The organism is Pseudomonas sp. NMI542_15 (genome assembly GCF_021283425.1).
Classification (GTDB): Bacteria; Pseudomonadota; Gammaproteobacteria; order Pseudomonadales; family Pseudomonadaceae; genus Aquipseudomonas; species Aquipseudomonas fortuita.
In genome coordinates, this window is sequence record NZ_JAJSRO010000034.1 from 1 (window position 1) to 22,651 (window position 22,651).

The following is a 22,651-nucleotide window of genomic DNA, read 5'->3' on the forward strand; positions in this document are numbered from 1 at the left end:
GCCGACTACATGGTCCCGACCCACCTGCTGTTCCTTGAGCGCCTGCCGGTAACGGCCAACGGCAAGCTGGACCGCAAGGCCCTGCCCAAACCCGACGCAAGCGTGCTGCAGGACAGCTACGTGGCCCCGCGCAGCGAGCTGGAGCAACAGATCGCGGCAATCTGGGCCGAGGTCCTGAAGCTCGATCGGGTCGGCGTGACGGACAACTTCTTCGAACTGGGCGGGGATTCGATCATCTCGATCCAGGTGGTCAGCCGGGCGAGACAGGCCGGGATCCACTTCACACCCAAAGCGCTGTTCCAGCATCAGACCGTACAAGACCTGGCCTCGGTGGCCACGCGCATGGAAGGCAGCGGCCCGCAGATCGACCAGGCCCCGGTGGTCGGCGAGACACGCTTGCTGCCTATCCAGCAGGCGTTTTTCGAACAGTCGATCGCCGAGCCTCATCACTGGAACCAGGCGGTCCTGCTTGCCTCGACGAGGCTTATCGATGGCGCCGCGCTGGAAAAGGCCTTGCACACGCTGGTCGAGCATCACGATGCGTTGCGCCTGCGCTTCACGCCACAACAGGACGCAGGCGCATGGCTCGCCGCCCATTGCGCCCCGGGCGACGTTGAGGCCGGGCTGCTGTGGGCAGAGACCCTGACCGACGCGAACGCGCTACAAGCCCTGTGCGAGCGAGCGCAGCGCAGCCTGAACCTGCAACAGGGTCCGCTGTTGCGCGCTGTACTGGCGACCTTGCCCGATGGCAGCCAGCGCCTGCTCCTGGTGATTCATCACCTGGCGGTGGACGGGGTGTCCTGGCGCATTCTCCTGGAGGACCTGCAGAACGCCTATGACCGCCACGTGGCAGGCCAACCTGCCGTGCTGCCCGCCAGGACCACCTCGACCAAAGCCTGGGCCGAACGGCTGCAGGCCTACGCGCAGAGCGATGCAGTGCAGGCAGAGCTCGGTTACTGGCAGTCGCAGTTGCAAGGGGTCGACGCGCAACTGCCCCAGGACAGGGCTGATGGATCGCTGCATGGCCGCCACACCGCGACGGTGCATGCGCGCCTGGACCGGCAGCAAACGTCGCGGCTGTTACAACAGGCGCCAGCCGCCTACCGCACCCAGGTCAACGACTTGCTGCTGACCGCCCTGGCCCGTGTGATCGCCCGTTGGACGCAGCGCGATGAGGTGCTGGTGCAACTGGAAGGGCATGGCCGTGAAGACCTGTTCGATGCGGTCGACCTGACCCGTACTGTCGGCTGGTTGACCAGCCTGTTCCCGGTGAAGCTGACAGCGGCGCCGAGCCTCGATGCCTCGATCAAGCAGATCAAGGAACAACTCCGCGCGATCCCCGACAAGGGCATCGGTTATGGCGCGCTGCGTTATCTGGGGGATTCGCACGCACGGGATGTGCTGGCTCGCCTGCCAGTGCCCCCCATCACATTCAATTACCTGGGGCAGCTTGACAGCACCTTTGCCGAAAGCCCAGGCACAGCCACGGAGCGATTCCTGCAGCCGGCCAGCGAGAGCAGCGGGGCTAGCCAGTCTGCCGAGGCCTTGCTGGAAAACCTGCTGTCCATCAACGGGCAGGTCTACGCTGGCGAGCTGAGCCTGGCCTGGACGTTCAGCCAGGACATGTTCGACCGCGCCACGGTACAGGCCGTGGCCGACGACTATGTCAGCGAGCTTCAGGCGCTGATCGACCATTGCGTCGATCAGGACGTAGTCGCCCTGACACCGTCCGATGTCCCGCTGGCTGCGCTGGATCAGGCCCAGCTGGATGCCTTGCCGATTCCGGCAGGTGCCATCGAGGACATCTATCCGCTTTCGCCCATGCAGCAGGGCATGCTGTTTCACACGGTCTTCGAGCAAGGCCAGGGCGAGTATGTCAATCAGATGCGCGTCAACGTTTCGGGCCTGGATATCGAGCGGTTCAAGCGTGCCTGGCAGGCAATGCTGGACCGACACGACGTGTTGCGCGCCGCATTCGTCGCCAACCTTGAACGCCCGGTGCAGGTGATCCGCAAACACGTCGAGCTGCCGTTCGACGTGCTGGACTGGACCGCGCAGGAGGACATCGAGGGGCGGCTGGATGCCTGGGCCGAGGCCGATCGTCGGCGTGGCTTCGACCTGCAGGCGGCACCCTTGTTGCGACTGACAGTCATCCAGACAGACAGTGCGCAGCATCACCTGGTCTTCACCAGTCACCATATCCTGATGGATGGCTGGAGCAATGCGCAGCTGCTGGGCGAGGTGTTGCAGCGCTACGCGGGCGTTGCTTTGGCGCGACCGGCCGGGCGCTACCGCGACTATATCGAATGGCTGCAGCGCCAGGATGCCGAGCAGAGCGAGACGTTCTGGCGCCAGCAATTGCTGCACCTCAGCGAGCCCACGCGACTGGCCCAGGCGCTGCGCCTGGATAGAAGCCGCGCGGACACCGGCCATGGCGAACATCATCAGACGCTCGACGCAGCCTGCGCCCAGGCGTTGAGCGCGTTTGCAAGGCAACGACGGGTGACGGTCAATACCTTGCTGCAGGCAGCCTGGCTGCTGCTGTTGCACCGCTATACCGGCCAGGAAGGCGTGGCATTCGGTGCCACGGTTGCCGGCCGGCCGGCGGACCTGCGTGGCGTCGAGCACCAGCTGGGCCTGTTCATCAACACGCTACCAGTGGCAGCCAGGCTGCAGCCTGACCTGCGGGTGGGGGAGTGGGTCGAACGTCTGCAGGCACAGAACCTGAGCATGCGCGAACATGAACACACGCCGCTCTACGACATTCAGCGTTGGGCGGGCTCGGCCGGTGAGCCGTTGTTCGACACGCTGCTGGTGTTCGAGAACTACCCGGTCGGGGAAGTCCTGCAGCAGGGCTCCAGCGCAGGCCTGGCGTTTTCAGGCACGCAGAATCGCGAGCGGACCAACTATCCGCTGACGCTGATGATCGAGTCGGGCAATGCCCTGACGATCCACTACCACTACGACCGCAGTCACCTCGGCGACACCGGCGTCGAGCAGATCGCCCGGCACTTTGCCAATCTGCTGAACGCCCTGGTGCAGCACGCCGATACCCCGGTCGGTGAACTGCAGATGCTCGATGACGAAGAGCGACAGCGCATCGTCCACGACTGGAACCGTACCCAGATGCAGTACCCGCATGAGTGCAGCCTGCCCGAGCTGTTCGAAATGCAGGTCGCGCGCACCCCTGAGGCCCCGGCACTGTTGTTTGCCGAGCAGACCTTGAGCTATGGCGAGCTCAATCAGCGCGCCAACCGCCTGGCGGGCAAGCTGCGCACAATGGGCGTCGGGCCGGATGTGCTGGTCGCGATTGCCGTCGAGCGATCGGTGGAAATGGTCGTTGGCCTGCTGGCGATCCTCAAGGCCGGTGGCGCCTATGTGCCATTGGACCCGGAGTATCCGCGCGAGCGCCTGGGGTACATGATGGAGCAGAGCGGGGCGCATCTGCTGCTGACCCTCAGCCATCTGCTGCCGCAGCTGCCCACCCACAGCGTGCAGACCTGGTGCCTGGACAGCGACTGGCATCAGGTGGCGGCCTTCGATGGCGAGAACCTCGGTATCGAGCAGCATCCCGAGCACCTTGCCTATTGCATCTACACCTCCGGTTCCACCGGTCGGCCCAAGGGGGTCGAGGTGCGCCACCAGGCACTGGTCAACTTCCTTGCCAGCATGGCGGTCGAGCCTGGGATCGACGCCGGCGATCGGGTCCTGGCGCTGACCTCGCTGTCGTTCGACATTGCCGGCCTGGAGCTGTACCTGCCGTTGCTGGCCGGGGCTTCGGTGGTGCTGATCGGCGAGCGCCAGAACAAGGATCCGTCGGCGCTGCAGGCTGTGATCGAGCGCCACGCCATCACCACCCTCCAGGCCACACCTTCGACCTGGCGCATGCTGCTGCAGGCGCTGCCTGCGCAGACCCTGCGCGGTTGCAAGGTCATCAGTGGCGGTGAGGCGCTGCCTGTCGACCTCGCCGAGCAGTTGCTGGCGCTGTGCGGGCGCATCTGGAACCTGTACGGGCCAACCGAGACGACGATCTGGTCGGCGGCGTACTGCCTGGACAACCAACATCCCTTGCCGTTGCTGGGCAAGCCGATCGCCAACACGACCTTGCAGGTCATGGCGCACGATCTGTCGACTGCCGCGATCGGCATGGCCGGGGAACTGATGATCGGTGGCGATGGCCTGGCGCGGGGTTATCAGCGCCGCGCGGCATTGACGGCCGAGCGCTTCGTCCCGGACCCATACGATCGCAGCGGGCAGGGTGGTGGCCGGCTTTACCGTACCGGTGACCTGGCCAGCTATCGCAGCGATGGGGTGCTCGAGTACGTGGGCCGCATCGACCACCAGGTAAAGGTGCGTGGCTATCGCATCGAACTGGGCGAGATCGAGGCAAGGCTGATCGATGATCCTGCTGTGCGCGAGGCGGTGGTCATCGACATCGATGGCCCTGGTGGCAAGCAACTGGCCGGCTACCTGGTCTCGAGCGGCGAAGCAGCGGTCGTGACGGAGGAACAGCGCAGCGCCCTGCGTCGCCATCTGCGCGAACAGCTGCGCGCGACCTTGCCGGATTACATGGTCCCCGCGTACCTCACCTGGCTCGATGCGCTGCCGCTGACACCCAACGGCAAGCTCGACCGCAAAGCGTTGCCCCAGCCTGATCCTGGCGTATCGCAGCAAGGCCATGTCGCGCCGCAGAGCGAGGTGGAGCAGCAGATCGCTGCCGTCTGGGCGCAGCTGCTGAATGTCGAGAAGGTCGGCCTCAATGACAATTTCTTCGAGTTGGGAGGGCACTCGCTGTTGGCGCTATCAGTGCTCTCGCGCTTGCAACTTTCGCTGGGATTGACCGTGGAACCGGCCGTTCTCTTCCAGCACCCGGTCCTTGGCGATTTTGCCAGATACATCGAATCCATCGGCGATGCGTCGGCTTTCGACGAAAAACTGCAGCGTCTGGATAGGCTTTTTGAAGAGTTCGAGGTGAATGAATGAGTAACGATGCCGCGCTGAATATCGCCACGCGTTTTGTCACGCTGCCGCTGGCCAAGCGCAAGCTGTATCTGCAGAAGATGCACGCCGAGAACATTTCTCCGGCTAACTTGCCAGTGCCTTGCACCCAGTCGCTGTTCGACCGCGTTCCGGTATCGTTCGCCCAGCAGCGTCAATGGTTCCTGTGGCAGATGGATCCGCAGAGCACGGCCTACAACCTGGCTATTGCGCTGAGACTGCAGGGCGCACTGGATATCGACGCCCTGCGTGGCGCCTTCCAGGCCTTGATCGTACGGCACCAGACCTTGCGCACCACGTTCTCGCTTGATGACGAACAGCTCGTTCAGGTCATTCACCCGCCAGAATCGTTCGAAATCGACGCGCAACCCGTCGACGTCGGGGCGGCGCCGGAAACCGACTTACAGATCAAGGCATGGGTCGAATCTGAGGCTCGCACGCCCTTTGACCTGGAGCGCCAGTGGCCGACCAGGGTCAGGTTGCTGCGTTTGCACGCGCATGACCATGTGTTGATCATCACCCTGCACCATATCGCTACCGATGGCTGGTCAATGCAGGTGCTGGTCGACGAGCTCATCGGGCATTACGCCCACGCATGTACCGGCGAGGCCGTGGACCTTGCTCCGCTGCCCATTCAGTATGCCGACTATGCCATCTGGCAGCGGCACTGGATGGAGGCAGGCGAGCAGGAGCGTCAGCTGGCGTATTGGCGGGCCCACCTGGGGGATGAACACCCGGTGCTGGAACTGCCCAGCGACCGGCCGCGTCCGGCGACGCAGCGCTTCGAAGGCGCGAGCCTGAAGTTCGAGCTCGAATCAGCACTGGCCGACGCGCTCAAGCAACAGGCGCAACAGCAGGGGGTGACGTTTTTCACACTGCTGCTGGCCAGCTTCCAGACCCTGCTGCACCGGTATTCTGGTCAGGATGAAGTGCGTGTCGGGATTCCCATCGCCAATCGTAACCGGGTCGAAACCGAGCGGCTGATCGGTTTCTTCGTCAACACCCAGGTACTCAAGGCGCAGTTCGATAGCTCGCTGACATTCACGGGCTTGCTCAGCCAGATGCACAAGACCACGCTGGCCGCCCAGGCGCATCAGGACCTGCCTTTCGAGCAACTGGTAGAAGCGCTGCACCCGGAACGAAGCCTGAGTCACAGCCCGTTGTTCCAGGTCATGTACAACCACCAGGCGCAAGCCAGGGGAAATGCCCGGCGCCTGCAGGGTCTGCAGGTCGAAGGCATCGCCTGGGAGCGACAGACCGCGCAGTTCGACCTCACGCTGAACACGGTCGAGCATGAGCATGGGATTGCGGTAGAGCTCAACTACGCGACTGCGCTGTTTGAAGCATCGACGGTCGCGCGCATGGCTTCGCATTTGACCCACTTGTTGGAGGCAATCGCCGAGCGGCCTTGGCAGCTTGTCGCCGAGTTGCCGATGCTCGGGCAGCAAGAGCATCGCCAGATTGTGGAGCAGTGGAACAGCACTCAAGCGTCCTACCCTGCCGACCAGGGCATGCATCAGCTGATCGAAGCGCAAGCCCGTGCGACGCCCCAGGCCCCTGCGGTGCTGTTCGGCGAGGATGTGTTGACCTACCGTCAACTGAACCAGCGCGCCAACCGGCTCGCTCACGCGTTGCGCGACAAAGGCGTGGGCCCGGACGTGCTGGTAGGGATAGCGGTGGAGCGTTCGCTCGAGATGGTGGTCGGGCTGCTCGCCGTTCTGAAGGCCGGGGGCGCCTATGTGCCGTTCGATCCCGACTACCCGGCCGAGCGCCTGGCCTACATGATGGAGGACAGCGGCATTCGTCTGCTGCTGACCCAGACTACCCTGCGCGACCAGTTGCCAATCGCCCCCAGCATGGCCTGCATTGTGCTTGATGACGCAGATGAATGGCTGGCTGCCTATAGCGACGTCGACCCTGTCAACCTCAACGTGCCGGCCGATCTGGCCTACGTGATCTACACGTCGGGCTCGACCGGCAGGCCCAAGGGCGCCGGCAACACGCACCAGGCGCTGGTCAACCGGCTCTGGTGGATGCAGAAGGCCTACGGTCTGGATCACGGCGATACCGTGCTGCAGAAGACGCCCTTCAGCTTTGACGTATCGGTGTGGGAATTCTTCTGGCCACTGTTCACCGGTGCGCGGCTGGCAGTGGCTCGCCCTGGCGATCACCGGGACCCCGAACGCCTGGTGGAGGCGATCAGGCAACACAGGGTCACGACCCTGCATTTTGTTCCGTCCATGCTTCAGGCCTTCATGACCAGCGAGCACGTGGAGCGGTGCGAAACCCTCAAGCGCGTGGTGTGCAGTGGCGAAGCATTGCCTGCTGACCTTTCAGAGCAGGTCCTGGCCAGGCTCAAGCACGTCGGGCTTTTCAACCTTTACGGCCCGACGGAAGCGGCGATCGACGTTACCCACTGGACCTGCCAGGCGCAAGCCAATGGCAGTGTGCCGATCGGCACACCTATCGACAACCTCAAGACCCATGTCCTCAGCAGTGCCTTGCTGCCGGTGCCGCAAGGTGTGGCAGGCGAGCTCTACCTGGGTGGTGTGGGTCTGGCGCGTGGCTATCATCGTCGTCCGGGGCTTACGGCGGAGCGGTTCGTGCCCGACCCGCTTGATCGGAGCGAGCAGGGTGGTGCGCGCCTTTACCGCACCGGGGACCTGGCGCGGTACCGCTCGGGCGGCGTAATCGAATACGCTGGCCGCCTCGACCATCAGGTGAAGATTCGCGGCCTGCGCATCGAGCTTGGCGAGATCGAGTCCAAGCTCCTGGAGCACGACAGCGTGCGCGAGGCCGTGGTAATCGATATCGATGGGCCGGGTGGCAAGCAGTTGGCCGCCTATCTGGTGGTCGATGTACACGCTGGCGAGCTGGAAGAACACCTGCGCCGGCACCTCCAGGCCACACTGCCGGACTACATGGTTCCCAGCCATCTGCTGTTCGTCGACGCGCTGCCGCTGACCCCAAACGGCAAGCTGGATCGCAAGGCATTGCCACGCCCGGATGTACGTCAGCGGCAGAAACACCATGTGGCGCCGCGCACCCCTCTCGAGGCGCGAATCGCCGCGATCTGGGCTGACGTCCTCAAGCTTGAACGGGTAGGGGCCACCGACAACTTCTTCGAACTGGGCGGCGACTCGATCATCTCGATCCAGGTGGTCAGCAGGGCCCGCCGCGAGGGCATGACGTTCACGCCCAAACAGCTATTCCAGCTGCAGACAGTCGAGGGGCTGGCGGCAGTGGTCGCCAAGGGGCACGCCCCGGCCATGCAGATTGATCAGGGCGCGGTGCTGGGGCGCATGCAGCTCTTGCCGATTCACCAGGCATTCTTCAACGAAGACATCGCCGATCGTCACCACTGGAACCAGGCCCTTCTGCTCAAGCCCGGAAAGGCCTTGGACAGCAACGTGCTCGACCGCGCGCTGCAAGCGCTGCTGGCCCATCACGATGCGTTGCGCGTGAGCTTCCAGCAGGAAGACGGCAGCACTTGGTCGGCCTGCTATCGCCAGATCGGCGAGCCAGCCCAGGCGACCTGCCTGTGGCAAGCGCAACTTCAGCACCCGTCCGAACTGCAGGCGCTGTGCGACAAGGCGCAACGCAGCCTCGATCTGCAGCAAGGGCCACTGCTGCGAGCCGTGCTGGCAGACCTGCCCGACGGTAACCAGCGGCTACTGCTGGTGATCCACCACCTGGCCGTGGATGGCGTTTCATGGCGAATTCTGCTCGAAGACCTGCAGGCCGCCTACCGTCAGGAGGCGCTGGGTCAGACCATTTCCCTGCCAGCCAAGACCAGTTCCGTCAAGGCATGGGCCGAGGCGCTGCAGACGTACGCCAACAGCGAGGTATTGCGCAATGAACTGCCGTATTGGCAGGCACTGTCAGCGGTCGATGCCACGCTCCCTTGCGACAACGTTGACGGTTCACTGCAGGCCAGGCATGCAGCTGTCGCCCGGACACGGCTCGATGAGCGCTACACCCGCCAGCTCCTGCAGGACGCTCCTGGGGCTTATCGCACTCAGGTCAACGACCTGTTGTTGACGGCCCTGGCCCGCGTGATCGCCCGCTGGACGAAGCAGGAAGAGGTGCTCGTGCAACTGGAAGGGCACGGTCGTGAGGAACTGTGCGATAACGTCGATCTCAGCCGTACCGTTGGTTGGTTCACGAGCATGTTCCCGGTCAGGCTCAGCACCGCCGAGGCGATGGACACCTCGATCAAGACCATCAAGGAGCAGCTGCGTGCGGTTCCCAACAAGGGGCTTGGGTTCGGAGCGCTGCGCTATCTGGGCGACCAAGAGGCCAGCCAGGCCTTGGCGGAACTGGCACCACCCAGGATCACCTTCAATTACCTCGGGCAGTTCGATGCCAGCTTCGACGAGCCTGCCGGCGAACTCGGCCAGGCAGCCTTCCTCATGCCTGCTGCCGAGCACAGTGGCGCAAGCCGGGGCGAGACAGCGCCGCTGGGCAACTGGTTATCGATCGATGGGCAGATATTCAAAGGCGAGCTGAGCCTGAACTGGACCTTCAGCCAAGCCATGTTCGAGGTCACGACGGTCGAACGCCTGGCAGCCGAATACGCTCGGGAATTGCAGGATCTGATTGATCACTGCGTATCCGAAAGTGCCTTCGGCAGGACGCCTTCGGATTTCCCCCTGTGCAACTTGAACCAGGCGCAACTCGACGCCTTGCCTGTGCCCCTCGTCGAAATCGAGGACATCTACCCGTTGTCGCCGATGCAGCAGGGGATGCTGTTTCACAGCGCCTATGAGCAGACCGGAGATTACATCAACCAGATGCGTGTCGACGTTCAGGGCCTGGACGCTGCGCGCTTCGATCAAGCCTGGCAAGCGATGGCGGCGCAGCATGATGTGCTGCGTGCCAATTTCATCACCTTGTTCGAGCAGCCCTTGCAGATCATTCGTGAGCAGGTGCAGATCCCTTGCACCGAACTGGACTGGTCGGCGTCCAAGGATCTGCAACGCGAGCTCTGCGTCTGGGCCGAGCACGATCGTCGCAAGGGCTTCGACCTGCAGCATGATCCGTTGCTCAGGATAACCGCGATCCGTACAGGCCCCGATAGCCATCACCTGATCTATACCAGCCACCACATCCTCATGGATGGCTGGAGCAATTCGCAGTTGCTTGGCGAGGTGCTGCAGCACTACGCGGGGCAGCCGGCCGAGCGTAAGCCTGGACGTTACCGTGACTACATCCAGTGGCTGCAGGGACAGGGCAAGGATCGCAGCGAAGCCTTCTGGCGAGAGCAGCTTCAGGATCTGCAGGAGCCGACACATCTGGCGCAAGTGTTCCGACAAGGCAAGTCGAACAAGGACAGCGGTTATGCCGATCATTATCAGGTGCTGGACTGGCAGCCCACGCTGAGTGAGTTCGCCCGTGAACGACGGGTTACCGTCAATACGCTGGTGCAAGCGGCCTGGCTGTTGCTGCTACAACGTTATACTGGCCAGGAATGCGTCGCCGTGGGCGCCACGGTCGCTGGCCGACCGGCGGACGTGGCCGGTGCGGAGCATCAGCTGGGTCTGTTCATCAATACGTTGCCGGTGATCAACCGGCTGCAGCCGACGATCACCGTGGAGCAATGGGTCACCGAACTGCAGGGGCGGAACCTGGCACTGCGCGAGCATGAACACACCGCGCTGTATGACGTCCAGCGCCTGGCTGGCGTAGCGGCGGATGGGCTGTTCGATACCTTGCTGGTGTTCGAGAACTACCCTGTCTCCGAGGCGCTGCGCGAGGGCGCTCCTGCAGGCTTGAGGTTCATCGACACGCACATTCACGAGCAGACCAACTACCCCTTGACCTTGGCCATTGGCCTGGGTGCGCAGTTGTCCGTTCACTACAGCTATGACCGTTCGAGCTTCAGTGACCGGGACATCGAGCAAATCGCCGGGCACTTCGCCAACCTGCTGCATGCCATCATCCAGAAGCCGCAGCGCCTTATTTCCGAGCTGCCGATGTTGGGTGTGGATGAATGCCGTCGCATCGTGGAGGAATGGAACCACACGACGGTCGATTACCCTGGCGCTCACTGCGTGCACCAGTTGTTCGAGGGCCAGGTACTGCAACGACCCGAGGCCGTCGCCCTGGTATTTGCTGGGCAGCAGCTCACGTACCGGCAGCTCAATGTCCGCGCCAATGGCCTGGCGCACCGCTTGCGCGAGCGCGGCGTGGGCCCGGACGTATTGGTCGGTATTGCCCTGGAACGTTCGGTGGACATGGTTGTGGGATTGCTGGCAATCCTGAAAGCAGGGGGGGCCTATGTCCCTCTCGACCCTGAATATCCCCAGGACCGTCTGGCGTACATGATCGAAGACAGTCGAATCCAGCTGCTGTTGACCCATCGAAATGTCCAGATACCTGCCTGTCCACACATCCACACCCTGATGCTTGATGAGCTGGATGACTGCCTGACGTGGCCGGCTGACAACCTGGCGTTTGCAGGGCACCCTGGCAACCTGGCCTATGTGATCTACACCTCCGGCTCGACGGGCAAGCCCAAAGGTGCCGCCAATACCCACGAAGCGCTGCTGAACAGGCTGTTCTGGATGCAGGACGCCTACGCGTTGCGCACCGATGACAAGGTCCTGCAGAAAACCCCTTTCAGTTTCGATGTATCGGTCTGGGAGTTTTTCTGGCCGTTGATGACGGGAGCCCGACTGGTGCTCGCCCAACCGGGCGAACATCGCGACCCGGCGCTGCTCATGCGGCTGATCGAGACCGAAGCCATCACCACGTTGCACTTCGTGCCATCGATGCTGCAGGCCTTCATCAGTGGTGACAGCCCGCAGGCGGCCTGTACTTCGCTACGGCAGGTGATGTGTTCCGGCGAGGCGCTGCCGCTTGAGCTGCAACGCAGCGCGATGGCATTGCTGCCGGGTACCCAGTTCTACAACCTGTACGGGCCTACCGAAGCGGCTATCGACGTCACCCATTGGCACTGTGTGGACGAGCAAAGTCACAGCGTTCCGATCGGCCGGCCGATTGCCAACCTGCATACCTACATTCTTGACGATGAGCTCAACCCGGTGCCTGCGCCGGTCACGGGCGAACTGTATCTGGGCGGTATCGGCCTGGCCCGCGGTTACCATGAGCGCGCGATGCTGACGGCCGAGCGTTTCTGTGTCAGCCCCTTCGGTGACGGGGAGCGTCTCTACCGCACAGGTGACCTGGCGCGCCAGCGTGAAGACGGGGTGATCGAGTACGCTGGGCGGATCGACCACCAGGTGAAGATCCGTGGCCTGCGTATCGAGCTTGGCGAGATCGAGGCGAGCCTGCTGGAGCACCCGGCCGTGAAGGAAGCCGCTGTCCTGGCAATCGACCTGGCGACCGGCAAGCAACTGGTGGCGTTTGTCGTCATCGACCGTGAAGAACACCTGAACGATGTAAAGGCCGTACTGGCGCGCCGGCTGCCTGATTACATGGTGCCTTACCATTACGTTCTGCTCGACAGCATGCCGCTGTCACCCAACGGCAAGCTGGACCGCAAGCGCCTGCCGATGCCCGAGCTCAAGGCCAACGTGCAGCAATACAGCGCCCCGAGCAACGAAGTCGAAAGCGCCCTGGCGCTGATCTGGCAGGAAGTCCTGCAGCGGGAACAGGTAGGTATTCACGACAACTTCTTCGAGCTTGGTGGCGACTCGATCGTGTCGATCCGCATCGCCAGCAAGGCGCGGCTTGCAGGTTACGACGTCTCTCCGAAACGGGTATTCGAGCACCAGACCATCGCTCAGCTCGCCGCGACGTTGGAGCGCCATGCGCCTGTATCCGAAGCGCCAGTCATTGCCCGAGTCGCCGTCAGTGAAGAACAGCGAGCGTTGTTGCCCCTGTCCGCCGACGTCATCGAAGATGTCTACCCGCTCTCGCCGATGCAGCAGGGCATGCTGTTCCATTCCATCGAGGAGAAGGGTGAAGGGCTGTATATCCATCAGGTCAGCCTGCCGGTGACCGGCCTGAAGACCGCACCTTTCATTCAGGCATGGGCAGCGGTGACCGCGCGTCACGAGGTGCTGCGTACCAGTTTCCACTGGGCCGGCCTGGCCGAACCGCTGCAGGTTGTCCATACACAGGCGCAGATGCCCGTAAGGGAAATCGATCTGCAGGGCAGCGAGGCGCCTGACGCGACCGTGCAGGCGCTTGCCCATGAAGAGTGGCTGAACGGTTTCGACCTGACCCAGGCACCTCTGCATAGGCTATTGCTGGTGAAGCTGGACTCGAACACCTATCACATGATCTGGACCAGCCACCACATCTTGATGGACGGCTGGAGCACCTCCCGGCTGTTTGCCGAGGTCATGCAGCACTACGCCGGCAAACCAGTGTCCGGCAGTGTCGGTCGTTATGGTGATTTCATCGCGTGGCTGCAGGCCCAGGACAAGGGGCGGCAGGAGGCCTTCTGGCGTGAAAGTCTGGCAGGTGTCGAGCCTACCTTGTTGGCCCAGACGATTCACCCGCGACACAGCGCCAACGAAACCGGGCACAACGCACTCTATTCACGCTGGGACAAAGCGTGGACGACGCGCCTGCAGGATTACTGCCGAAACCTGAGAGTCACGCCCAACACCGTAATCCAGGGCGCCTGGCTGTTGTTGCTGCAGCGCTACACGGCCAAATCTGCAGTCACCTTCGGGGCGACCGTCGCTGGTCGGCCGGAGTCGCTGCCGGGCGCGGACAGCACCTTGGGGCTGTTCATCAACACATTGCCGGTATCGCAGGAACTTGACCCGACCGCCTGCCTGGGGGACTGGCTCCGTGACCTGCAGGCTTACAACCTGGAGCTGCGCAACTGGTCACATACCCCACTGAACGATGTCCAGAGGTGGTCCGGTACCCCAGGTCAGACGCTGTTCGACAGCATTATCGTGTTCGAGAACTACCCGATCGACGAGAGCATGCGCGAGTCGTCCGATGCCGAAGTGGGCTTTGGCGAATCCAGTGGCGTGGGTGTGACCAACGTTCCCATGGACTTGGCCGTGCATCTCAACGACACCTTGTCGATTGAATACCTGTACCTGCGCAACAGCTTCAGTGAAGCGGCGGTACAAGGCATCCGGCAGACCATGGAAGCCACACTGGACGCCATGTTGAGCCAGCCTCGGGCGAGGCTTGGCAATCTGCAGTGCTTGCTGCCTGCCCAACTGGAGCAGGCAGCGCAATGGGGCGCCGAGCCTGCGACGGTCTATGGTACGCAGACACTGGCGCAGTCGATTGCAGCGCAAGCTCAGCGCCAACCGGATGCCGTCGCGCTGGTGTGTGCCGAGCGAAGCCTCACCTACGCGGAGCTGGAGCGGCAGGCCGAGCATCTGTGCACCGTGCTGCGGCTCAAGGGTGCCGCGCCCGAAGTGATCGTCGGCGTGGCCCTGGAGCGGTCGCTGGAGCTGGTCGTGACGTTGCTGGCGATCATGAAGACGGGGGCTGCCTATGTACCTCTGGATCTCGAGTACCCGGCAGATCGCCTGGCCTGGATGATCGAGGACTCGGGCATGCAGCTGCTGGTGACGCGCCACTCGCTGCTGCAGCGCCTGCCGTCACTGGAACGTGTACACGTCATCGAGCCTGTTGCTGATCAGCGGGTCCCCCAGCCGACGCTGCCTCCTGCGGCCATCGAAGACGGCAACCTGGCCTACCTGATCTACACCTCGGGCTCGACCGGCAAGCCAAAAGGCGTAGCTGTCGCCCAGGGCCCATTGAGCCGGCATTGTCAGGCTATCGTGGAGCGATACGAAATGGGGCCCTCGACGCGAGAACTGCATTTCATGTCGTTCGCCTTCGATGGTGCTCAGGAGCGCTGGCTGAGTACCCTGCTCTGCGGTGGCACGCTGGTCATACGCGACGGTGACGTGTGGACAGTGGAGCAGACCCTGCAGGCTTTGTGGCGCCAGCGCATCACCATCGCCTGTTTCCCGCCGGCCTACCTCAAGCAGTTGGCAGAGTCGGTGCAGGCCAGCGGCGATCAGCCGCCACCGGTGCAGATCTACTGCTTTGGTGGCGATGCGGTGCCCGAACAGACGTTCGAGCAGGTCAGGAAGACCCTCAAGCCCACCTGGATGACCAATGGCTACGGCCCTACCGAAACGGTGGTGACGCCGCTTTTGTGGAAGGTGCCTGGAGACGGTCATTGTGCGGCTGCCTATGCGCCTATCGGCCATGCGGTCGGTCGGCGCTCCCTTCGTGTACTCGATGACGAGCTCAACCCGCTGCCTCCGGGCTTCGCGGGCGAATTGATGATCGGCGGCGACGGCGTCGCTCGCGGCTATCATGGCCGCCCGGCCCTGACTGCGGAGCGCTTCGTGCCTGACCCATTGGGTAAGGAGGGTGCCCGTCTGTACCGCAGCGGTGACCTGGTACGTAGACGGGATGACGGTGTGGTCGACTACGTGGGCCGTATCGACAACCAAGTCAAGATCAGGGGGTTCCGGATCGAGCTCGGTGAAGTCGAAGCCGCTCTGCGTACCCAGGACGGGGTGCGGGACGCCGTCGTTGTCGTGCACGAAACGTCGGTGGGCAAGCAACTGATCGGGTATGTGGTAGGCGAAGACACGAGCATGGCGAAGGCTTTGAGAGCCGTACTGGCTGCCCAATTGCCGGAGTACATGGTGCCGTCGCAGATCATCGTGTTGCCTTCATTCCCGGTCACGCCGAACGGCAAGCTAGACCGCAAGCGCCTGCCGGATCCGGTATTCGAGTCGTCAGGGCATGTCGCTCCTCGCAATGAACAGGAGCGATTGCTGGCGCAGATCTGGGAAGAGGTACTGCAGGTCGATCCCATTGGCATTACGGACAACTTCTTCGAGCTTGGCGGCGACTCCATCCTCAGCCTGCAGGTGGTGTCTCGGGTGAGGAATCACCCGACCTTGGACATGGAACTCAAACTCCGTGATGTGCTGCGTTATCAGACGATCGAGGCGATCGTCGGCAAACAGGAGCAGGCCGACCATGCACCCGTGCAGGTGGCCGACACCGGGGCGGTCGACGGCCTGTTCAATCTGCTGCCCATCCAGGAGTGGATGTTCGCCGAGGCGCTTGCGGACCCCGCGCACTTCAACCAGGCCCTGATGCTCAAACCGCGCATCGCGCTGGACCTGGATGCGCTCGACCAAGCGCTTGCCTGCATCGAAGCGCACCATGACGCCCTGCGGCTGCGCTTCGTTCAGGAGAACGGTCGTTGGCTGCAACGCTACCTGACACCTGATGAGGCCAGGCAACCGCTGCTGCAGCGGGAACAGGCTTGTGACGAGCAGGCGCTGATGACGCTGGCGAATCAGGCTCAACGTAGCCTGAGGCTTGTCGATGGACCTGTCTGGCGAGCTGTGCACGTACAGCTTGCCGATGGGCAGGCGCGACTGTTGCTGGTCATCCATCACCTGGTCATGGACGGTGTGTCATGGCGGGTACTGCTCGAAGACCTGCAGCGGGCTTACCAGGCCTGTACCCAGGGTGACACGCCGGCATTGCCTGCTCGCACCACGAGCTACAGGGCCTGGGCAGAGCTTCTGCGAAAAGAGGCTGCATCGATTGGCGCGCAGCAAGGTGACTGGTGGCTTGCTCAACTCGAACCGCTGTCGAACGAGTTTCCTTGCGACAACCCGCGCGGGCGCAATGAGGTCAGCGAGCAGGCGGCCGCCCATCTGTACCTGACACGGGAAAAGACTGCGCAGTTGCTCAAACAGGCGCCTGCCGCCTATCGCACGCAGGTGAACGACATCCTACTGGCGGCGCTGGCACGTGTGCTGTGCCGTTGGAGTGGCGAAGATGCCGCATTGATCCAGCTGGAAGGCCATGGTCGCGAAGACCTTTACGAAGGCGTGGATCTGTCCCGGACAGTGGGCTGGTTTACCAGCATGTTCCCGGTACGTCTCGCCCCTGGCGAGGCTGCGGCGGTCGGTGAGTCGATCCTGGCCACGCAACGGCAATTGGCGGCGGTACCTGACAAGGGGGTCGGTTATGGCGTGTTGCGTTACCTGGGCGAACCTCGGATGCGCGAGCGCCTGGCGGCAGTAGCTCAACCGCGGGTGACGTTCAACTATTTCGGTCAGTTCGACCAAAGCTTTGACAAGCACGCTTTGCTTGAGCCTGCGCCGGAAGGGTCAGGCGATTGCTATAGCCCGAGGGCGCGCCTGGCCAACTGGCTGGAGATCGTCGGCCAGGTCTACGACGGCTCGCTTTCATTGCGATGCGTCTACAGCAAACGTCGTTATCGGGCGCAGACCATCGACGCCCTGATGGGAAGCTATCGCGAAGAACTTGAACTGCTGATTGATCACTGCCTCTCCGTGACTGGCGCTGCCTGAGTGCAAGCGCCAGGCGGTTTTTTCAAGGAATATCAAGTTGAATAACGATCTGGAAGCGTTTCTCGATATGGTTGCAATGAACCCACAGGATCAGGCCTTGCATCGGCTGGGTCCGGTGCAGGCACGCACCCGTTTCGAGTTGGCCACGCAGCGTCTTCGCTGGCAAGCGCCGCAGGACCTGGCGCTAGGTTCGCTGACCTGCACCGCACGCGATGGTACGGCTTTGCCGTTGCGTGTTTACAAACCCGCGCAGGCCGATGGCCGGCCCCTGCCGGTGCTGGTTTATTACCATGGCGGTGGCTTTGTCGTCGGCAGCCTGGATTCACATGATGGCGTATGCCGTGAGCTGTGCGCACGGTCAGGCTGCGCGGTGGTTTCGGTAGGCTATCGCCTGGCCCCTGAGCACCGGTTCCCAACGGCTTTCGAGGACGGTTGGGATGTGCTCGAAGCGCTGCCCTCCATCGCCCAGGCACAGGGGCTGGACCTGCAACGCGTCGTCCTTGCGGGCGACAGCGTGGGCGCGACCCTGGCCACCACCTTGGCCCTGCATGCCGCCAGGCAAGGCCTGGCGGCCGCGGTACGGCCGATCGGGCAACTGTTGTGTTACCCGGTCACGGATGCGGGGGGCGAATACGCCTCGCGCACCCTGTTTGGGGAGGGGTACCTGCTGGAAGACGAAACGCTCGAATGGTTCTATGACCTTTATGCACGCGAACACCTGGATCGTCACGACTGGCGTTTCTCTCCCTTGCGCGCAGAAAGCCTGAGCGGTGTCGCTCCAGCCATCGTCCTGCTGGCCGGCCTGGATCCGCTGCTGGATGAAGGGCAAGCCTACGCTGAGCGATTGCAAGCATCCGGGGTGGATGTGGAAATCATCCTGGCGCAGGACATGACCCACGACCTGCTGCGCATGATGTCAGTGACTGCAGAAGTTTCGACAGTGTACAAGCGATTGGTCGACAGTCTGCTTGCGCTTATCGCCAAGGCACGATAGACCTCCAGCCCCAAGGGCATTGTGGTCGCGCTGAGCGCAATGCCCTGGCGAGCCCCGCGTCAGGGCCCTGCTGAATCAAGCAGACAGGTGGTGTAGGAACAGAGGAGGGAAAGGCGCCAGCCACCTTCGGCGGTGGCTGGCGCAGGGGGGGGATCAGTTTTCGTAACGCAGGGTAAGCGCGAAATTGCGTGGGGCGCCGTAGTAGTTGCCGGTGTCTTCGCTGAAGATGGCAGTGTAGTATTTCTCGTCAAACACGTTGTTGAGGTTCAACTGCACGCTAACGTTCTGGTTGACCCGAAAGTTGGCATTGAGATCGACCAGGTTGTAAGCGCTCTGGGTGATGTTGTTCAGGTAGAGCTTGCTCTGGTGATAGACGCTGGTACCCACTCGCCACTGGTCCAGCGCACCCGGCAGCTGGTAGGTGGTAGCCGCCTTGAACAGTCGCTGGGGCGAGTTTTCCGTACCGTAGGTGTCGCCCTTGTTGGCCCCGGCAACGTACTTGGGATGGCTGTAGGTGTAGCCCATCGAAGCATTCCACCCAGGCATCAGCTCGCCTGACACTTCGGCATCGAAACCGCGGTTGCGCACCTTGGCACCTTCGGTATAGCAACGTGCATCGCGGTTCGGTCCGCACACACGACCGGCTTCTGGCACGACCTGGGGCAGGCCAGTCTGATCGACCTGGAACAGTGCCAGAGAGGTGTTGAGCCTGCCGTCGAACAGCTCGTTCTTGAGGCCGATCTCGTAGTTGCTGCCCGTGGTGGGGGCCAGCAGCTTGTTGTCGACACTGTAGTTGCTTTGCAGTTTGTAGATTTCAGTGTAACTGGCGTAGACCGAGGTCTGATCGGTGATGTCATAAACGATGCCCCCATACGGAATGACCTTGCGGTCTTCCTTGAAGCGATCGGTTTCCCAAGGTCCTTGGGTATCGTAATCGACCCAGCTCAAGCGGCTGCCGAGGATTACGTGGAGGTCGTCGGTAGGATTAAGACGGGTAGCCGCGTAGATCCCTTTGTCCTTGCGCACGTGGCGGCTTGGCGTAAGGTTGCCGACTATTTCCGGTTTGGGGAATTGCGAAGCATTGAAGTCGAGGACGTCTACCTTGGGGTAGATGCTCGGCGAGCCGGTCACGTACTGCAGGCGATCGCGGCGCATGCTTGTGCCCACGACCACTTCATGCTTCTGGCCCATCAGGTTGAACGCGCCATTCAGCGCTGCATCCAGGTTGACCTGCTCGTCATCGTATCTGGCGCTGTTGGGGTAGTACTGCATCGACGAGTCGGTCTCGCCGGTGTGATAACCGACCTGTGCCAAAAAGTCCGCATTGGACCAGATGAGGTTGGTCGCGACGGTCAGGTTCCAGTCTTCGTTGAACGAATGCTTGATATCGGCGAAGACGTTGCGGTTCAGCTTGTCCAGATAGGCCCATTTGCCGGCCAGGGAGGTCGAGCGGGAGAAGTCGTAGAAACTGCCGTCCTGGTGTGTTGGCAGGCCACCCCAGTCGTAACCATTGTTGTTGTCCTGCTGCAGCGAGCCACCGAGGGTCAAGGTGGTCGAGTCACTCAGGTCAGCTTCGCCGATGGCATAGAACAGCTGGTTTTCCTTGCCGGCATAATCCTGGTAGCTATTGCGGTTGTTGTACATCAGTACCGTTCGACCGCGCAGTGTCCCTTCGGCATTCAACGGACCGCCCACATCCAGCTGGGTGCGGTAGTTATCCCATGAACCTGCGCCGATCTCGGCCTTGAGCTGATAGCTCCGGGTAGGCCGCTTGCGCACCATGTTGATGGCTGCCGACGGGCTGCCCGCCCCCTGCAGCAGGCCATTGGCGCCGCGCACGATCTCGACCCGATCATACATGGCCATGTTATTGACCGACATGACGTCCATCGAGAAGCTTTCAGTCACGCTGGTCGGCAGGCCATCGACCTGCAGGTCGTCCACCTGGAACCCTCGCGAGTAATACAGTGGACGCTCGGTGCCGAAACCCTTGACGGTATTGATCCCTGTCGCGGCCATGGCCACGTCTTCCAGGGACTGCATGTTCTGGTCGTCCATCTGTTGGCGGGTGACGACGCTGACCGATTGGGGCGTCTCCCGGGGTGACAGCCCCAGCCTGGTGGCCGTGCTGGTCACACCCGTGGTGTATGAGCCTGTGTTTTCGGTAGTTGCACCCAAGGCAGCGGACTGGATGCTCGTGGCATCGAGGAGCATTGCGCTGTCACCCTCGTTGCTCGCCTGCAAGGTCAATGTGTTGTCGCGCAGCTGATAGCGCAGCCCACTCTCCCCGAGCAAGATACGCACCGATTGATCCAGGCTGTGACGACCGCTTAACGCACCCGAGCGAAGGTTCTGCACGGCACCGGGCTCGTACAGCACCTGCACGTCGGTCAGTTCTGCAAACTTCTGCAGCGCCGAGCTCAGTGGCTGTGCCGGGATATTCAAAATCAGTTGCTGATCTTGCGCCTGGGCCGCCAGGGGCAGCGCCAGGGTGAGGGCCAGCGCTGGCAGTTGTGCATTGAAAGCGCGTCGAAGGCCAAGCGCCCTGGTCAAGTGATTCAATCGAAGGTGGGTGGGCATTTCGGTGCTCGTTGTAGATGTTGAGTGGGCAGGCTGGGCAGATCTGTTTTTATGTCGACTACGGGTATGACGCACGATGGGTGACAAACCGGAATGCAAATGTTTCGCTTTTGTTGCATCAGGCGACGCACGTTTCGACCAGCACCCTACCGGCCTCCATGCGCACCAGTTGGTCGGCGACATCGAAATAGCGGTCATCATGGCTGATGACGATGATGGTCTTGCCCAGGCGCTTCAGTTCGGGGAGCAGCTCGGTATAGAAGATGCGCCGGAATGTCGGGTCCTGGTCCGCTGCCCATTCGTCGAACACCAGCACCGGGCGCTCCTCGAGCCAGGCGTTGATCAGTGCCAGCCGCTTGCGTTGCCCGGTCGAGAGGTCGGTGGTGGTGAAACTGCCGTCGCGGATGCTGACCTTGTGTGCAATTTCCAGCCGCTTGAGATAGACCTCGGCGCTCTCCGGCACCTGCTGCGCGCCCAGGAAGGGGTCGTCGAACAGGTAGTAATCAGAAAAGACAGTGGTGAAGAGCTGGCGGTAATCGTCGCGATTGAGCGCGGTGATGGGTTGGTCGTTGATGCGTATCTCGCCTTTTTGCGGCGGATACAGACCTAGCAGCAGCTTGATCAGGGTGGTCTTGCCACAGCCGTTTTCACCGACGATGAACACGATATCGCCCTGGCTGACCTGCAGGTTCACCGGCCCAAGGGTAAACGGCGCATTGCCGTCGACCGGAGGGAAGGCAAAACGCACGTCATGCAACTCGAGAGTACGCAAGACGGGCAGCTGGCTGGCCTTGTCTTCGAGCAGCAGGTGCGGCTCGGGGGAGGAGAACTGTTCGGACAACTCGGCAATCCGGCGGAAGGCGATCTGAGCCCGGCTGACGATGGGCAACGTGCCTACCAGATATTCCAGCGGGCCTTTCATGTACAGCAGTACCAGCACGAAGCCGCTCATTACTGCCTTGTCGCCGCTAGGCCACAAGGATTGCAGGGCAAGGGCCAGGCCGATAACCACGAAGAACAGCATCGAGCCGAAGGTCTTGGCGATGACGAAGGTATTGATGGAGCGGATCTGGATATCGCGTATCTGGTCAGCTGTGCCTTGGATATTGCGGCTGAACATGCGTTGGCGGCGCGCGCGGTGGATGCGCAGCTCCTTGGCACCGGCGGCGATCGCATTGTAATGCCGTTGCAGTTCATCTTCGGCGTCCCGTGCCGCAACAAACCCTCGAATGCCCTTGGATCGGGCGATGTACTGCACGACGGTACCGAGTGCGATCGCTGCCAGCATCAGCAGGAACATCGGCCAGGAAAGCAATGCCAGATAGCCAAGGCAGCCCAAGGTAACGGTCAGGGCGATCGCCAATGGCGCGAAAGCGAAAGCGAAATCGCTGATGGTGTCCACGTCGTGCGTCAGCACGGGGATCAGTCGATGGCTGCGATAGCGCTCGATCTGTTCGATGGGGGCAGACAGGACCTTCTCGCCCAGTTCCTTGCGCAAGGCGGCGATGATGTTCTGGCCCACCCGGTTGCTACCGATGTCGGAAAACACCGAGCTGGCCAAGGCCACCAGGCAAAGCCCGGCGAAACCCCAGACAACGCCTTGGGTCAGGCCGCTGTCGTCGTGCAGGGCGCGGTTGATGGTGGCCAGCAGGAAGGTGATGCTGAGGCCGCCGACCATGCCCAGGATGACGGACAGCGCGACGGTATATTTGAACGGCTTGAGCAGGGCGAAGAGATCCTGCACGGCGCCGCGGGAGGACTGGGACATGAT

The 22,651-nt window shown here is 62.4% G+C and carries 5 protein-coding genes; 3 read left to right on the forward strand and 2 right to left on the reverse strand.

Going from position 1 to position 22,651, the window contains the following annotated elements; all coding sequences use genetic code 11:
* The 3 genes from LU684_RS28640 to LU684_RS28650 form a co-directional block, all read left to right on the forward strand.
* On the forward strand, positions 1-4,983 hold a 4,983-nt coding region (locus tag LU684_RS28640), incomplete at its 5' end, for a non-ribosomal peptide synthetase (protein ID WP_232895296.1).
* On the forward strand, positions 4,980-17,306 hold the full coding sequence (locus tag LU684_RS28645; RefSeq protein ID WP_232895297.1) for a non-ribosomal peptide synthase/polyketide synthase: 12,327 nt from the start codon (positions 4,980-4,982) through the stop codon (positions 17,304-17,306). The genes LU684_RS28640 and LU684_RS28645, both read left to right, overlap by 4 nt.
* A 31-nt stretch (positions 17,307-17,337) precedes the next feature.
* Positions 17,338-18,300: an alpha/beta hydrolase gene (locus LU684_RS28650; RefSeq protein WP_024717920.1), complete on the forward strand. Its 963-nt coding sequence runs from the start codon at positions 17,338-17,340 to the stop codon at positions 18,298-18,300.
* A gap of 153 nt (positions 18,301-18,453) precedes the next feature.
* On the opposite strand, the gene LU684_RS28655 is transcribed toward LU684_RS28650, so the two are convergent.
* Both LU684_RS28655 and LU684_RS28660 read right to left on the reverse strand, forming a co-directional pair.
* On the reverse strand, positions 18,454-20,880 hold the full coding sequence (locus LU684_RS28655; RefSeq protein WP_232895298.1) for a TonB-dependent siderophore receptor: 2,427 nt from the start codon (positions 20,878-20,880) through the stop codon (positions 18,454-18,456).
* Between the two features lie 118 nt (positions 20,881-20,998).
* Positions 20,999-22,648, reverse strand: a complete 1,650-nt coding sequence (locus LU684_RS28660; RefSeq protein ID WP_016488306.1) for a cyclic peptide export ABC transporter — start codon at positions 22,646-22,648, stop codon at positions 20,999-21,001.
* Positions 22,649-22,651: the final 3 nt, after the last annotated feature.

What these genes read in the sequence shown, in the direction of transcription:
- LU684_RS28645 (WP_232895297.1), top strand. Translation starts at nt 4,980, where the DNA reads ATGAGTAACGATGCCGCGCTGAATATCGCCACGCGTTTTGTCACGCTG.
- LU684_RS28655 (WP_232895298.1), bottom strand. Translation starts at nt 20,880, where the DNA reads ATGCCCACCCACCTTCGATTGAATCACTTGACCAGGGCGCTTGGCCTT.
- LU684_RS28660 (WP_016488306.1), bottom strand. Translation starts at nt 22,648, where the DNA reads ATGTCCCAGTCCTCCCGCGGCGCCGTGCAGGATCTCTTCGCCCTGCTC.